Origin of the sequence: Nostoc sp. XA010, assembly GCF_020829625.1 — a bacterium.
Taxonomy (GTDB): Bacteria; Cyanobacteriota; Cyanobacteriia; order Cyanobacteriales; family Nostocaceae; genus Nostoc.
Genome location: NZ_JAIVFX010000009.1, coordinates 84,314 through 100,052 on the forward strand (window position 1 = coordinate 84,314; position 15,739 = coordinate 100,052).

15 protein-coding genes and 1 pseudogene are annotated in these 15,739 nt (G+C 43.7%); 8 read left to right on the plus strand and 8 right to left on the minus strand.

What is annotated here, in order from left to right:
* Window positions 1-26: 26 nt before the first annotated feature.
* Window positions 27-554 (minus strand): aspartate/glutamate racemase family protein, encoded by a 528-nt coding sequence (locus tag LC608_RS15510; protein ID WP_229554521.1) that lies wholly within the window; start codon window positions 552-554, stop codon window positions 27-29.
* Window positions 470-763, minus strand: coding sequence for a hypothetical protein (locus LC608_RS15515; protein WP_229554388.1), 294 nt, complete (start codon window positions 761-763; stop codon window positions 470-472). The genes LC608_RS15510 and LC608_RS15515 overlap by 85 nt, the downstream gene beginning before the upstream one ends.
* A gap of 272 nt (window positions 764-1,035) precedes the next feature.
* On the opposite strand from LC608_RS15515, the gene LC608_RS15520 reads away from it, so the two are divergent.
* The 4 genes and pseudogenes from LC608_RS15520 (at window position 1,036) to LC608_RS15535 (ending at window position 3,690) form a co-directional block, all read left to right on the plus strand.
* Window positions 1,036-1,707 carry a glutathione S-transferase family protein gene (locus LC608_RS15520; RefSeq protein WP_229554389.1) on the plus strand — a complete coding sequence of 224 codons (672 nt, stop codon included), beginning with the start codon at window positions 1,036-1,038 and terminating at the stop codon, window positions 1,705-1,707.
* Between the two features lie 48 nt (window positions 1,708-1,755).
* Window positions 1,756-2,628 (plus strand): annotated as a pseudogene (locus LC608_RS15525) (CmcJ/NvfI family oxidoreductase).
* 72 nt (window positions 2,629-2,700) lie between these two features.
* Window positions 2,701-3,483, plus strand: a complete 783-nt coding sequence (locus LC608_RS15530; protein WP_229554390.1) for a TauD/TfdA family dioxygenase — start codon at window positions 2,701-2,703, stop codon at window positions 3,481-3,483.
* 63 nt (window positions 3,484-3,546) lie between these two features.
* A complete protein-coding gene (locus LC608_RS15535) occupies window positions 3,547-3,690 on the plus strand; it encodes a hypothetical protein (RefSeq protein ID WP_308189880.1) in 144 nt (47 codons plus the stop codon).
* Window positions 3,691-4,001: 311 nt separating this feature from the next.
* Here the strand turns inward: LC608_RS15535 and LC608_RS15540 are convergent, their stop codons facing one another.
* Window positions 4,002-4,223, minus strand: a complete 222-nt coding sequence (locus LC608_RS15540) for a hypothetical protein (RefSeq protein ID WP_229554392.1) — start codon at window positions 4,221-4,223, stop codon at window positions 4,002-4,004.
* Window positions 4,224-4,458: 235 nt separating this feature from the next.
* Between LC608_RS15540 and LC608_RS15545 the strand changes: the two genes are divergently transcribed.
* Window positions 4,459-5,097 (plus strand): histidine phosphatase family protein, encoded by a 639-nt coding sequence (locus LC608_RS15545; protein WP_229554393.1) that lies wholly within the window; start codon window positions 4,459-4,461, stop codon window positions 5,095-5,097.
* Window positions 5,098-5,292: 195 nt separating this feature from the next.
* Here LC608_RS15545 and LC608_RS15550 read toward each other — a convergent pair whose 3' ends face one another.
* The 3 genes from LC608_RS15550 to LC608_RS15560 form a co-directional block, all read right to left on the minus strand.
* Window positions 5,293-6,885 carry an alkaline phosphatase gene (locus LC608_RS15550; RefSeq protein ID WP_229554394.1) on the minus strand — a complete coding sequence of 531 codons (1,593 nt, stop codon included), beginning with the start codon at window positions 6,883-6,885 and terminating at the stop codon, window positions 5,293-5,295.
* A gap of 307 nt (window positions 6,886-7,192) precedes the next feature.
* Entirely contained in the window at window positions 7,193-8,620 is a 1,428-nt protein-coding gene (locus LC608_RS15555; protein WP_229554395.1) for a cell wall metabolism sensor histidine kinase WalK, read from the minus strand.
* Window positions 8,617-8,994 carry a response regulator transcription factor gene (locus tag LC608_RS15560; RefSeq protein WP_229554396.1) on the minus strand — a complete coding sequence of 126 codons (378 nt, stop codon included), beginning with the start codon at window positions 8,992-8,994 and terminating at the stop codon, window positions 8,617-8,619. Before LC608_RS15560 ends, LC608_RS15555 begins: the two co-directional genes overlap by 4 nt.
* A gap of 348 nt (window positions 8,995-9,342) precedes the next feature.
* On the opposite strand from LC608_RS15560, the gene LC608_RS15565 reads away from it, so the two are divergent.
* Together LC608_RS15565 and LC608_RS15570 are read left to right on the plus strand one after the other, a co-directional pair.
* Window positions 9,343-9,624 (plus strand): hypothetical protein, encoded by a 282-nt coding sequence (locus LC608_RS15565; protein ID WP_229554397.1) that lies wholly within the window; start codon window positions 9,343-9,345, stop codon window positions 9,622-9,624.
* A 349-nt stretch (window positions 9,625-9,973) separates the two neighbouring features.
* Window positions 9,974-10,981 (plus strand): mechanosensitive ion channel family protein, encoded by a 1,008-nt coding sequence (locus LC608_RS15570; RefSeq protein WP_229554398.1) that lies wholly within the window; start codon window positions 9,974-9,976, stop codon window positions 10,979-10,981.
* 82 nt (window positions 10,982-11,063) lie between these two features.
* On the opposite strand, the gene LC608_RS15575 is transcribed toward LC608_RS15570, so the two are convergent.
* Window positions 11,064-11,567, minus strand: a complete 504-nt coding sequence (locus tag LC608_RS15575) for an N-acetyltransferase (RefSeq protein ID WP_229554399.1) — start codon at window positions 11,565-11,567, stop codon at window positions 11,064-11,066.
* Window positions 11,568-11,705: 138 nt separating this feature from the next.
* Between LC608_RS15575 and LC608_RS15580 the strand changes: the two genes are divergently transcribed.
* Window positions 11,706-12,311 (plus strand): TetR/AcrR family transcriptional regulator, encoded by a 606-nt coding sequence (locus LC608_RS15580; protein ID WP_229554400.1) that lies wholly within the window; start codon window positions 11,706-11,708, stop codon window positions 12,309-12,311.
* A 195-nt stretch (window positions 12,312-12,506) separates the two neighbouring features.
* On the opposite strand, the gene LC608_RS15585 is transcribed toward LC608_RS15580, so the two are convergent.
* On the minus strand, window positions 12,507-15,680 hold the full coding sequence (locus LC608_RS15585; protein WP_229554401.1) for an efflux RND transporter permease subunit: 3,174 nt from the start codon (window positions 15,678-15,680) through the stop codon (window positions 12,507-12,509).
* Between the last annotated feature and the right edge of the window lie 59 nt (window positions 15,681-15,739).

Here is a 15,739-nt window from a genome sequence, read left to right on the forward strand (position 1 = left end):
GCTAAATTTCTCTACAATAATTTTATTTAGGAAGGGGAAACGGCGATGCGTTCGCCCTGAGAAGCACCCCTTGCTAAACTCCATATTGTGGCTTGATTTGCTGTAACTACAGGAATCTTTAAATCTGCTTCTAATTCCTCAATCACCTCAAATCTTCTCCATGCCGTACAGGGCAACACAATAGCATCTGCACCTTTGTGAGATACCTCCTTGATAAAAGTTGCGGCTTCATTAGGTAACTGATGCCAAAGGTAATTCTTTTTTGCTACTTCTATTGAGCGTTCATCACCTTTAAACCCCACTATTTCAAAAGATGCTTCACTCAAAAACGTTTTTAGCGTTTGGTTGTTCCATTCTGGATAAGGAGTGACTACAGAAATTTTCTTAATCTTTAGATATGCCAAGGCTTCTAATAGAGCCAGAGCAGGCACAACAACAGGTACTCCTAGCACCTGTTGTTGTGCCTGCTCTAGTTGTTCAGCAAAAACTCGCCCTCGGTAAAATGTTGCTGTTGTGAAGCCGTATGCTCCAAATGTACCCCGGCTCTGGCTAATTTTTCTACTTCCTTAACAGCTTCTTCATTGATGTCATCCATTGATTCATAGCTCTCAGATGCGTGTAAGCGTTGAGCAATCACGCGATGGCTATGAATACTGACTTGACTGGAAAAAGCGGAGTTAAAGTCAGGCTCAAACGTCGTGTTACCTGCGGGTACTAGCAAGCCAAGACGGATCTGCCTATTAGAGTCAGCTTTCGAGTACATATAATACCTGTTTTTGACAAGCCTGATTATGTCTAAATATTTATTTAGTTACACTAATAATTAGGTATACATATTTTCAGGAAGACTGTATAATATAAGAACTACGCTAAATCGACCGATAAAGTGTAATATATCATTTAACTGACATAGATAGCTGCCAGTCAATTATTTAACTGCACTAATCAACCCATCTTGCTTCCTTCTTATTGCTTGAGTTTGAGTTGTAAATCTCGAATATTCTCTGTTCAGGATGATTATAAGGAAAGGATTTCATGAGTAACATACAACTGTACTTCGCCAAAGCCTCTACCTTCTCTCAACGTACCCGTGTAGTTTTACTGGAAAAAGGTATTGACTTCACCCCAATAGAAATTGACTTACAAAACAAACCAGATGGGTACACACAGATTTCCCACTATGGTAAAGTTCCAGCTATCAAACATGGGGATGTTGAAATTTACGAGTCTGCCATTATCAATGAATATCTAGATGAGGTTTTTCCCGAACCACCTTTGTTACCCCGCGATCCCGCAGCTAAAGCGATCGCTCGTATCTGGATAGACTACGCTAATACTCGCCTTGTCCCAGCTTTTAATAAATTGCTGCGCGGTAAAGATAGCCAAGAACAGGAACAAGGACGAAGAGAGTTTACAGAAGCACTTCTATATATTGAACAAGAAGGATTAGGCAAAGGTGATTACTTATTAGGAGATCAGTTTAGCCTAGTTGATATCAGCTTCTATCCTTGGTTTGAACGTTTACCACTCTTAGAACACTTCCGCAAATTCACACTACCAGCAGAAACACCTCGTTTGCAGACATGGTGGAACAGCTTAAGCGATCGCTCCTCAATTCAAGCAGTAGCAAACCCTGTGGACTTTTATTTACAAAGATTCGCCAAAGTTCTCGGTGAACCTGTTCCCGTTGGTGCAGTTCAAAAATAGGGCACAGGGATTGACAGAAATTAACTAAAATCCAAAATGGGATAACCTATGAGCTTAAATAACCAAGTTCTAGACAAACCAATTTCCGCAGAACTGCCATACGTAGAGGCTAACCTTAGTTACCTGGTTCCAATGGCAGAAAAACCTGTCAACTATACTTATGAACCACCGCCAGGCATTCCCCGCACAAATGCAACTTATCAGACGCACAAACTGCCAATTTACAATGCTCGTTCTATCTCAAACAACATCTCGTTAGATCGAGAAGGATTCGCCTTTACTGGACATAATACTAATGTCCGCAACTTTTACGACGAAGACGAAGTACGCCGCGTCTACTATCCAGAAGCCGAGCAATTGTTAAAAGAAGTGACAGGTGCAACGAAGGTAGTAATATTCGATCACACCCTGCGTAACGCCGGTCAGTCCAAGCCAGGTGAGAATAATATTAAAGAACCTGCCAAGCGCGTACACAATGACTTCACCGCCAAATCAGGCTATACTCGCGCCCGTTTGGAACTAGCAGCGCGGCGGATAGATAATGATGAAATTGATACACTATTGCAACAACGATTTGCGATCATCAATGTTTGGCGAGCGATTGCACAACCAATCCAAGAGTCACCATTAGCAGTGTGTGACGCGCAAAGTATCGCACCCACAGACATTGTGGCTGGTGATTTAGTGTACCGCGATCGCGTCGGTGAAACCTACGGAATCACGTATAACTCCAAACATAAATGGTTCTAGTTCCCGCAAATGCACAGAGACGAAGCACTATTTATCAAATGCTTCGACTCCGCAGAACACGGACCCGCCCGTTTTGCCGGCCATACAGCTTTTGAAGACCCCACCAGCCCAGCCAACGCTCCCCCACGAGAAAGCATCGAACTACGAACATTCGTCTTTTACCCTGCATAGATCGCAAAAATTTCTCTCAAGCTCCTACTCTCTGCGTAAAACAATTAATTAACCCTTGGAGACACAAATATTATGACTTCCCAACACTTTGACATCAAACCAATCGCCGGACGTATCGGTGCAAAAATCATTGGTGTTGACTTGAGCAGTAACCTCAGCAATGAAATCATCAGCGATATCCGTAAAGCTTTAGTTAAACACAAAGTCATCTTCTTCCGAGATCAGAACCTTGACGCTCAAGGACAAGTAGCCTTCGCCCGACGCTTTGGGGAAGTCACCACAGCGCATCCCACCGTTCCCTCATTGCCAGAAAACCCAGAAGTTCTTGATCTAAATTACGGCAAGACTGTGAGCCGCGCCAACACTTGGCACACCGATGTCACATTTGTAGATCGTCCCCCTCTTGGTTCTATTTTGCGGGCGCTTGTCATCCCACCATCAGGAGGTGATACGATTTGGGCAAACTCCGTGAGTGCTTACGAAGATTTACCAACTCACTTACGTAATCTTGCTGATAAACTCTGGGCAGTACACAGCAATGCCTACGATTATGCAGCAGCTACAATTGACTTGCCCCAAGAAGTTTTAGAGCATCGGGCTGTTTTCACCTCAACTATATACGAAACCCTGCATCCAGTTGTCCGCGTCCATCCTGAATCCGGTGAACGTGGGTTATTTATTGGTGGGTTTGTGCGCCGTCTGCGTGGTTTATCACAGAATGAATCCGATGAAATCGTGAAATTGTTGCAAGCTTACATCACACGTCCTGAGAATACAGTCCGGTGGCGCTGGAAAGTTGGTGATGTGGCTTTCTGGTTATTCCCTTTGTTTCGACCTCTTGCTATAATAACATAAAGGATAGCCAATAACCACCCAATGAAGAATAAAAGACTAAGCCTAAGAATCAGCGAAAGAAGAATGCGATTGTTGCAAACTTATGCCGCTACTAAAGACAAAACTATTACATCCTTGGTAGAAGACTGGATTGATTCTCTCAATTCAGAAAAAGTTTGTTCGTCATCTCTTCGAGAGGCTCTGCCAACGACCAACGATCCTAATTGAACTGCGTTCAATATCGCTTGTTGGTCAATTCCTTACTCACGCGCATTCACTCGCGGTGCGCTGTAGACGGGTTTCCCGTCGCAGGCGACTGGCATCCCCACACTGACTGAGTACAGTACAGATGTGGGACTTCTGCTGTTTTAGTTAAAAATAATTATAGATTTAACTAAACAGAAACCTTAATCAGTTTCATAGCAGTAACGATCATGGAAAACGATCAGGTAAGCCAAACCGCAAGATTGAGCAAGAGGGATATCCTGAGAAGCCAATGCTCTAAGTACAGCATCCCCAGAATTTTCTTAAATAACTGCTCATACTCCCGCGCTGACTCTGCTGCTTGAGAGCCAGGTAAATCCCAAATTGTTGCAACTTGACCAAAAGTATCTGCGATCGCTTGTTTTTAGGTGACTCACAGTTTTTAATACTGTCGCCTCTTTGGTTTTTGATAGAAGTGCGATCGCTTCACCCAATAACTTTGTACCTTTAGCAGCACGACTGATAAATATAGCGGCTTGAGGCGCACCACCACGCACAGACTGAGCTTGTCATACTGCATGACTGAATTGATGCAGTAAGTATAACTTGAAAGCGTGTATTGAAGGATTTTTACAACCAACATCAGAACTATTTACTGCGTTACTGCATTAAAGTTTGTGGTCGATTGACTTTTTTGCTTGATTAGTTTGTCCTGGTGACACAGACTTGATTGCGAGATTGATGGTATCTTATTTTTGAACAAACTCCTTTATCCCAATCGCTATACAAGCTATGACACTCAATTTATATTTACTGCGACATGGAGAAACTACTTTTAGTCAAAGTGGTAATTTCTGCGGTGAAACTGATGCGGAGTTGACTTCTGAAGGTATGCAGATGGCATCCAGTTTTGCCGATGTTTATCAAAAATTGAAGTGGGAGGCTGTTTATGTTAGCCCTATGAAGCGCACAATTGCAACTGCCAAACCATTTTGTGATGCTATAGGTATGGATATGCAGTTGCGTGACGGGCTTAGAGAAGGTAGTTACGGCGAATGGGAAACTAAGAGTAAATCGTTTGTTCAAGAGAATTACGCAGAAAACTATGTAAAATGGTTGACAGAACCGGCTTGGAATGCACCCATTGGTGGAGAAACTGCGGTAGATATTGCTAACCGTTCTATGCCTGTAATTGCTGAAATTCAAGAAAAACATCCCCAAGGTAATGTTTTAGTAGTTTCCCATAAAGCCACGATTCGGATTATGCTTTGCAGTTTACTGGGGATTGATTTGGGACGCTATCGTTATCGGGTGAATATTTTGGTCGCGTCGGTAAGTATGGTTAAATTTGACGTTAATGGCCCTTTGTTAGAAATATTAGGCGATCGCCATCATATACCCGATCATCTTCGCTCTCGTTCGGGAACATAATAGTTCTTTAAACATAAAAATCCAAGACGAGCGATCGCGTGGGTTAAAGGGCTAAATGAGCAATCGTATAGAAAGTTATACCCAGAGTATCGCTATCGGGGAGTAATGAAGCCCCATCACCTACGGTGGGGTGGGCGGGTACACCATCGCACTTTTTTGCGTATTCAAATATTTGAATACACAAAAACTTAAGTATTAGTCTAATTTGGCACCTGGACGACCATTCTCAACAACAAACGAAGCAAAAGTGTATACAGGCGCATCTGGACGACTCACAGTTGTAACAATACGCAGATCAGTCTGCCAGCGCTCATAGTTAAGGTTGACTCGGAAGTAGCCTCGGCGATCGCCATCAAAGAACTTAATGTGTGGGTTTTCTGGAATCTTCGGGCCGTAGTAGGGGCCGTAAACATTGGCATCACCATTGCTAGTAATTGAGGGAGTGACAAACTCCGTAGCCACTGTTGGAGAGTTAGAAGCCTTAAAGTCGAGCTTGAGGTCATTGACAAATGTAGAATGCCAATCCCCAGTAATCACCACTGGGTTAGAAATCCGGTGGCTGGCGATGTGACTTAAAACACGATTACGTGCAAGCGGATATCCATCCCATGAGTCATTCCAAAAGATTTCGCCTGGGCCAATTTTATGATCTAGCTCTGCCATTAGCACCTGTTGAGCAAGTATGTTCCAACGTGCTTGAGAACGATCAAGACCATCCAGCAGCCAGCTCTCCTGCTGAGAACCAAGCATGGTTTTAAATGGATCTAGCGCTGCTGGGCAACGGGGTGTTTCACCGTCACCGCATGGCTGATCGCTCCGATACTGGCGGCTATCAAGTACGCTAAACTCCGCCAGATTACCAAAAGTCAGCCGACGGTAAATCAGCATATCTGGCCCCTGTGGTAGGGAAAATTCCCGCAGTGGCTGATGCTCATAATAAGCCTGATAAGCAGCAGCACGCCTTTTAAGAAACTTTTTGACCGGATCGTTGTTTTCCGAAATGTCATCGGTATAGTCATTTTCAACTTCGTGGTCGTCCCAGGTGACTGTAAAGGGAAACAAGGCGTGAGCTTTTTGTAAATCCGGGTCAGTTTTATATAGAGCATATCGAAGGCGGTATTGCTCAAGGGTATTCGTTTCTTTTCTAAACTCTTCAGGTAAAGAAACGTTGCGTACACCACCTGTGGCAGGGATGCCGTATTCGTAAATATAATCACCCAAGTGAAAAACCAAATCTAAATCTTCTTCAGCTAGGCGACGATAAGCAGAATAGAAACCATCCTCCCATTTTTGGCAAGTAACAAACGCAAAGTTGAGCTGATTCAACTTAGCGCCAATCGCTGGAGCAGTACGGGTACGACCAATCGGACTATCTTCATTACCCACTTTAAACTGATACCAATACCAACGGTTAGGCTCTAAACCACGTACATTTACATGAACAGAATGCGCTAATTCTGGAGTTGCTAATGCCACGCCCCTTAGCACAACTTTTTTCATGTTTTCATCCAAAGCAACTTGCCACCGTACTGGCACATTCACCTGCGGCATACCGCCACCATTTAAGGGATCCGGAGCCAGCCGCGTCCATAGCACTACACTATCTGGTAAAGGATCGCCAGAAGCAACACCAAGGCTGAAGGGATAGGCAGAGAATCTTGACAGTGCAACAACTTTATGAGTCCAAAGACTAGCAATAGTGCTTGCGGTCAATGTGCCGACACCGAGCAGAAAGCGTCGTCGCTTTGCTGTAGTGGACAACAAGCTTTGGAAATGTACACGTTCCATAAAAGTCCTTGTTGAGATTTCTACAATAAAAGGGAATAAAAAACCTAAATAACAACCATCTAGTTGCTAACAAGATTAATTACCAAATTGGGTTTAATTAGGGCTTAAGAAGTTATTAATATTGCAATAACATTATTCACAATGAGCCAGCGAACAAGTTAACTCATCCCCCGGCTTAAAGCCGAGGGATTTCGAGTCATTAGTCATTGGTCATTAGTCATTAGCACCAATGACTAATGACTAAATATCAGTTTGTTAATTACGTTAGGGTAGCGGGGCGTAGCTTGCTTCTCGCCGGAGACAAGTATTACGAATTAGAAATTATCGGCAAGTATATAGTAAAAGTTGCCCCTTTATTTGGTGTGCTGCTGGCGATAATACTGCCTTGATGGGCTTCAATAATTCGCTTGGTAATTGCTAACCCCAGACCATTGCCACTACCTTTACGTGCGGGGTCTGTTGTATAAAATTGCTCAAAGATTCGGGGTATATCACCCTCTTTTATTCCTTTTCCCTGGTCTTGAATTTGGATTATAGCTTGTTTACCTTGGCTGTATGCAGAAATAAATATTTGAGAATTGGCTGGTGAGTGCTTAATCGCATTATCCAACAAATTGAGAATCGCTTGTAATAGCCGCTCTGGATCGCCCTGGATAATTAGATTTCCTACGTTCACTTGTGTAGAAATTCCTAGAGTTCGCATTCGTGGTTCTAGTGCATTGACAGCGCGGTTAATTAATCCATGCAGCGAGATGGTTTGCTGTTCTAGTTCAGTAACTCCTGCTTCCAAACGTCCTAAATCCAGCAAGTCATGAATCAATCGTGATAAACGTTTGATTTCGCTTTCGATAGTTTGAAAAAAGCGATCGCGTAATTCTGGTTCTTCAAATGCTCCTGCTTTGAGTGCGTCTACTGTCACCTGAACGTTACTTATAGGGGTACGTAATTCATGAGAGACATTGGCTAAAAACACTCGTCGCTCTTTGTCTAGGGAAGCTAACCGCTCACTCATCCGGTTGAGTTCTGCTGCCAATTGATCTAACTCATTGTTCTCATGGATCGTCACCCGATCGCCAAAATGACCGCCACCCAAGCGAATAGCAAAATTCTGCATTAACTCAATCGGTTTTGAGAGACTGCGAGCAAAACGACTGCTAATTAACGCACACAGCAGAATCGTTACTGCTAGCGTTCCCAAAATACTCCAAATTACCCTAGCAAACTGTCGCTGAAGTTGCTCCAAAGTCATAGACATTCGGATTATGCCTAGTAATTGACCGTTACGCTCAATAGGTTTGGTAATGTAGAGGCGATCGCTATTTGATAAAACGCCTTTGGCAATTCCTTGCTTTACACGGTTTTGTAGAGCTTCCCGTATTCCCGGAACCTGAGACCAATCTTTAACTTGGTTGTCTAACTTTGGGTTAGAAGTGGCTAATAAACTGCCTTGTTGACTAAAAACACGTAAGGTTATAGTTTGTGGTGCGCCATACCTTTGTACTAGCACCTTTACCTGTTTAATATCTTTTTCTTCTAGTGCATCTGCAACACTTTCACTTAACGCACTCGTCCAGTTATCCAAATCTGCTTGTCGCGATCGCATGAAGTAATCATGGAACGACCAAAGGATATAACCTGCCATCATTGACGTTCCAAGAGCTGTTAACATGAGGTATGTGCCTAACAGCTTGGCATAAATTGTATTTAATTTAATCCCAGGTATCCAGCCTCTCATGAAGGCTGCTCCCCAGAACGACGACGTAATACTGCTTTGATGCGTGCTAGTAGTTCGCGGGTGTTGAACGGCTTAGTAATATAATCATCTGCACCTGCTTCTAAACCCCAAATTTTATCAATATCCTCATCTTTAGCTGTAAGCATGACGATAGGTACATTGGAAAATGCTCGAATCCGCCAGCAAACTTCCATACCATCAACTTCTGGTAACATTAAGTCAAGCAAAATTACATCTGGTACTTGCTTGTGAAACTGTTTGATTGCACTATGTCCATCGGCGGCTGTAGTCACCGTGTAACCTTCTTTTTGTAGCGTATAACTGAGACTGTCGCAAAGAGCCGCTTCATCATCTACAAGTAATACGTGTGGCATTGTTCATTCTAAATTAACGTTAGCTTTTTATAATTATATTTTGTATGAATAGATAGATTTTTGAAGATGGAATGCAATACAGATTTTTAAGTTTCTTCTCTTCGGTTCAGTGCTGATTACTTTGAGCCAATAGTTGAGCCTACCCCAATATAATACTCAATGGTGTACCAAATTCATAGGATACCATTGAAAAAAAGCGTAACTTCAATTCGCTAAGTTCCTTTTCTTAAGCTAAAGTCTGTTGAATAGCTTCTGCTTGCTGGCGCTTCACGAATTGCTGATAAACTGCCGGTTCGGGTTTGGGATTACGCATCGCAATCGCGATCGCCAGATATTAGCCTTGCTTGTATGCTGACATTTTTATTCACAGGCTATTCTCCTGTCGATCGCGCACGAAAAGCTCTGTTATGGGCATTAGGATTGACTGGTGCTTTATTAATACCTTTAACTGTGAGCTTTACTCGATTAGTTAGACAAGCAGAACTCGAAACCCATTTTATAAAAGCACTCCTGAACCGAACTGTAACTTTTGGGCGTTTGGAACTACTGAAAACTGATACTAATTGGCTGAGTAATCCGCCTCAAGTTCGCTTGAGCGTTAGCGCACAAGAACCTGTAACATCAAAATAAGTAAGTCTTTTAAAAGCGTTTCTCGAAAAAGAAATCGGGCAACATTTTCTCTGATTTTGAAGTTAGTCAGGTAAAAGAAGTCAGAGGAGAAAAATCAGATTCCCCTCTCAAATAAAATAGATATCGCCGAATTTAAATATGCGTTATTCAAAACTCTTGCATAGACGAAGTAATACTACTTCTGTAAATTCATTTTCACTCCTATGTCTAATATCTAAAATCCTATTATCTTACCTTAAAATAAATTTTTCATCCGATTTATAGATAGGAAAAACTAACTGAAGGTGGAGTTAAATATCAGGATTTTTTTATATACTTTTTAAAAATGACTAATTAAACAAGTAAAATCATGAATGCAGATATATCCGCACTCTGGGACAGAATCCAGGGAATGATTAACGGATTCATTGTCCTACTGCCGAATATCGTGCTGGCATTGATTGTCTTTGCAATCTTCTTCGTGGTGGCTAGAGCGATTAAGAGAGTAGTTAAACGATTGACTCGTGATCGCCACCAAGCTCGGAATCTAGGACTAGTACTGGGACGCTTGGCGCAAGGTACAATACTGTTAATCGGGCTATTTGTTGCTTTATCGATTGTAATACCAACATTCCGAGCCGGAGATTTGATACAACTACTGGGGATTAGCGGCGTAGCGATCGGTTTTGCCTTTCGTGACATTCTGCAAAACTTCTTGGCTGGAATTCTGATTCTCTTGACAGAGCCGTTCCAAATCAATGACCAAATAGTTTTTAAAGATTTTGAGGGAACTGTAGAAAATATTGAGACACGAGCGACAACAATTAGAACTTACGATGGTCGTCGCATTGTGATTCCTAACTCAGAATTGTTCACTAATTCGGTAACTGTAAACACTGCCTTTGAAAGTCGGCGACTACAGTATGATGTCGGTATTGGTTACGGCGATGATATAGACCGAGCTAAGGTGTTAATGCTTGAAGCATTGCATAGTGTGCCGGAAATACTCAAAGATCCTGCTCCTGATGTGCTGCTCATGGAACTTGCTGAAAGTACCGTTAATATCCGCGTTCGTTGGTGGATCAACCCGCCACGACGTGCAGATGACCTCGCCTCACGGGACAAGGTGCTTTCTACAATTAAGAAAACGTTAGTTGAAAATGGCATCGATTTACCCTTTCCCACACAGCAAATTTTATTCCATGACCAGACAGAACAGATAGATGGCGATCGCTCCCGTCAGCGTGAAGGTTGGCCATCTGGTAAAGGCAAAGTACCAAAACCCCGCAACATTGGTGATTCACTCAGGTTACTTGCTCAAGAGCGCTCCTCACGAGATGAAAACGGTAAGGTAGATGCTCAAATCAACGAACAATGAGATTAGAAGTTGTCTTTAAATTTTATTTTTCCAGAGTTATGTAGAAGATTGATCTGTCACAGCGATCGCGTCTTTCAAAAGTTTACTGCTTGTGAGCGGACAGCGCCTTGCGGTAAACGATTTTGTCACTGCCCGCTTGATAGAAGTCGCGTATCCGTGCTTCCTCCTCATAACCGCACTTGCGGTAGAAAGCTCGCGTGCGCTTGAAGTCCGGTGTACCCGAAGTTTCCACCAGCAGCACACGCCCACCCCGTGCCATCAATGTTTGCTCAACGTAGCGTAGCAGAATCGTACCACGTCCTTGTCCTTGGCGGTCGGGTTGGATAGCAATCAACTGTAGATTCCACGTCTGATCAGTCATCCGTTCCATCTCACAGTAAGCGACCCCCACCGCCCCGTTGTCATCGTCGGTAATCCAAAAGCGTTCGGCTTTGCCGTCTGGTAGAGAATCGCTGTCGCTGCTACCACCGAAGTAATTGGACAGCATTTCGCCAAGCTCCTCAAGTTGGTTCGCTTGGAACAGTCCGGTTGTATGGGCTAAAGCAATCAGTGCGGTTGTGTCATCGGGTATGGTCGGTCGAATCATCGCAAATTCCGTGTGTGTAAAATAGGTTAGTCTCTAAAGTAAATATCACAACAGTTGTTATGTTTTAAAGCAACATAACAACTGTTGTGATAAGATGTCAAGATACTTGTTTCATGTTGCTGTAAACCGAGGAGAGCTATGAGTTATGACGATCGCCGTATTGAAGTCGCTAAAGCGGCATGGCGGGTGATTGTCCGTGAAGGATTGGATCGTGCCAGTATGCGGGCGATCGCGCAAGAACTTGGCTCTTCGACCGGGGTTGTTACCCATTACTTTCGAGACAAAGAAGAACTTACCCTATTTGCCCTGGAACAGGTGTTTGAAAACGTCCTACAGGATATGAAAACCTGTGCCGAGGGACGACAAGGAATTGACAGACTAGCACAGATGATTTTTGTGGCTCTACCTCTGGAGGACATTGACAAAGCTGATTGGAAGGTTTGGGTGGCATTTTTGGGCTATTCTATCGGGCGCGATTGCCTTATTCAGGAACACCGAAAACGCTATGACTTTTTACGGCAGATTATTTGTCAAGAGTTAGCTGACTTACAAAAAGCCTTGCTGATTCGAGCCGATCTTGATTTAACCCTCGAAGCCAATGCACTCATTGCCCTAGTGGATGGTATTGGCACTGGTGTTGTCATTTGTCCTGAGCAGTTCTCCGCAGATCAACAAAAATATCTTGTGCGGCGACATATCAATGCTTTACTGACACACCGACATGCAGATACTATCGAACGATAACGCTCTTCCATCACTCTCATAAAACAATAATCGAAGCAGAAAGCTGAAACTATGACCCAATCAAGGTTTGAGGCTTTATTTTCTAATAGAAATTCAAAAATATAGCTAAAACTTGGAAACCGAAGTCTCGTAAGCCTTACAGCGATTACTTTCTCCAAGACTGATGGAAGAGGGTTAGGTTCTAAAAGATGATTATCAGTTAGTAGCTAGTTTGTCCGGCTTTTTTGCAGTTGGCGATCGCGCCGATTTACGTCCAGAAAGATCGTACAGTAAACCCATAAGTGCGGGTACGACAGTAGGAGTCAAAATCGTAGAAAAAGCCAGACCACCTGTTAAGACAATACCTAACCCCTGATATAACTCTGAACCCTGTCCCGGTAAAACTGCTAGCGGTAACATCCCCAACACACTAGTTCCAGCAGACATGAAAATCGCCCGTAAGCGATCGCTTGTCGCATTATATAAGGATGCATCAAAATCTTCACCTGCTTGCTGGAGTTGCAAGGCGCGATCGACTAGCAAAATGGCGTTGTTAACAACCACACCTGTAAGGATCACAAATCCCAAGGCTGTAATCATATCCAATGCCACATTCATTCCCGGAATCAGGTTAGCAATAACTAAGCTCAATAGTGCGCCACTCATACCCATCGGCACTGTTGCCATAATCACCACTGGGTAAAGGAATGAGCGATACAACGCCACCAGTAACAAGTAAGTAATCAAAATCGAAAATGCAAAGGCAGCAGCTAATTGACCAACAGTTGTTGCTAACTGATCTGCTGAACCTGACAGTTCTAGCCGATAGCCTGTTGGTAAACTGGCACGCAAAGGATTCAGAATTTCTTCTTCGGTACGTTCTACCAGCGTAGCAAGAGGGGCATCGGGTGCAAGGGAAACAGTAAGACTAATTGAGCGCTCTAAATCAACGTGGTTAATGGCATCGGCTCCCGTTGTTTCCACGACTTCGGCAATATCCCCCAGTTGTACTTGTCGCCCTTGTGCATATAGAGGTAATTGGCGCAGTTGCTCTGGGGTTTCCACAGCAGTATTTTGCAGTTCCACTGAGACATCTAATTCTTCTTTGCCATCAATGTAATCGGAGGCAACTTTACCACCCAATGCTGCTTCTACCATCGAACCAATTTCCGCTTCCGAAAGTCCTACTTCGGCGATGCGTTCGCGGTTGGGAATTACTTGTAATTCTCCTGCACCCAATACAAAGTTTGAGCGCACATTCTGAACCCCTGGAAGCGATCGCAATTTGCCGGTAATTTGCTTTTCTAAATCACCAATCTGATTTAAATCAGCCCCAACAATATCCACTTCAAATTCTTTACCCGGATCGCGGAATATAGAAATCCGCGTGGGGATTACAAAGCGGTATCCAGCAAAGTTACTGCTTTGGGCGCGTAACCGATCTACCATATCAGCGAGTCCTGTAGTCGTGGCAAATTCTGGTTTTAAAATAGTTGAAATACCTCGCAGTGCCCCTGGACGGTCAACATACATGATGCGCTCAACTTCTGGTTGCGATCGCAGAAATTTTTGCACAGGTTCAGATTGCCGAATCGCTTCTGGGATACTGGTTCCCGGTAACGGTTCTGCCCGCAATACAACTAAGTTACGATTTCCTTCGGGTAGATAATCGGCAGGTGGTAAGAGAAAAATACTAGTCACTAATAAAACAATCGGAATCGACAGCACAATTAACCGGCGACCAATACGCTTACGTCCCAATGACCAACTAACAGTAGCGGCGAGAAAGTTTTCCAGTTTGCTTTGAAAATGACGAAACACCGCAGAGGTTTTAGCTATCATTCGCTCAAACCAATTACCGCCCCGATATTCACCACCCTGCATCATTTGCATGGCTTCCGATTGTTTGAGGAACAATCCCGATAACATTGGGACTAAAGTTAATGCCGCAAACAGCGAGAATAGAGAAGAGGCAGAAAGAGCGATCGCCATATCAGCGTAGAGTTGCCCGGCTTCACCTGTCACCATTAACAATGGTACAAAGACCACTACATTGGTTAAAGTGGAACCAAGCATTGCGCCCCAAACTTCCTGAGTACCTTCAATGGCTGCTCGCATGGCACTTTTTCCTTGCTGCATGTGGGTGAAAACATTCTCAATCACAACGATCGAGTTATCTACAACCATACCCACAGAAAATGCTAGTCCTGCTAAACTGATGATGTTCAATGTGCGTCCCAATGCAGACATGACAATGAACACAATAATTGTACCGATAGGAATGGTGATTGCAACTACAGCAACAGTTCGCATTGAGCCAAGAAATAGAACTAAGACGATAGTTGCTAGTAATGCTCCACTGATTAAGTTATCTCGAACGAACGTTACCGATTGATTGATGTACTGACTCTCGTCATAGTTATAAACAAAGCGAATACCTTGGTTTTGCCGATCAAATTCAGTTTGCAGTGCAGCAATTTCCGCCCGGATGCCTTTAGCCACCTCTGGGACATTCGCCCCAATTTGCCGAATTACACCGACTGCTACCCCAGGTTTGCCGTTGAACACCAACGCGCTATCTTGGGGTTTGCGTCCCATCTGTACTTTTGCTACATCTCGCAAGTAAACTGTGCCTGATTGGTCGCGTCGTAGGACAAAGCCTTCAATTTGCGATAAATCTTGCGATCTGCTAATTGTGCGGACTCGATATTCCCGTCGTCCGAGAATTAATGGCCCACCCCGAATATCGCGGTTGTTTTCTTGAAGAACTCGTACTACATCGCCAATTGCGAGGTTGCGATCGCTTAATGCTTTCGGATCAACCTTCACCTCGACTTCTCGTTCTTGTCCACCCACTAACAAAAATTGTCCAGTTCCCTCGACTCGGCGCAAACGGGGAATCACCACTTCGTCTGCTAAGTCCCGATAACGGTCTGCATCTGGTTGAAATCCTTCTTTGGTATCAAAGGGAATCCACATCATCGGTGAACTGTTACCACCCACCAGTTCTACATTCGATTCCTGCGCTTCTGGAGGCAAGCTTTCCACCTGTTGCAAGCGGTTGAGAACATCTATCATCCGCTCTTTGGCGTTGGCATCCTGAGCAAATTCTAAGGTAATGCTGCTGCGTCCAGCACGGGAAGTACTGCTAATTTCTTGGACACCTAGCACCTCTTGCATCTGTTCTTCGATGGGGCGGGTAATTAGGTCTTCTACTTCTGTTGGCCCTGCGCCCGGATAGGTGGTTGTGATCGTAATTTCAGGGCGATCGCCTCCTGGTTGCAATTCTAAGGGTAACTTTAGTAGCGAGAACACCCCGAACATTGCTAGCAAGCAAAACAAAACAAAAGTTCCATGTCGCCAACGAACTGCGGTTTCAATAAAATTCATATTAATTAGTAATTCAGAAAGTCATATTTAAACTGGGTTTCCAGTCTTTTAAAGAAGGA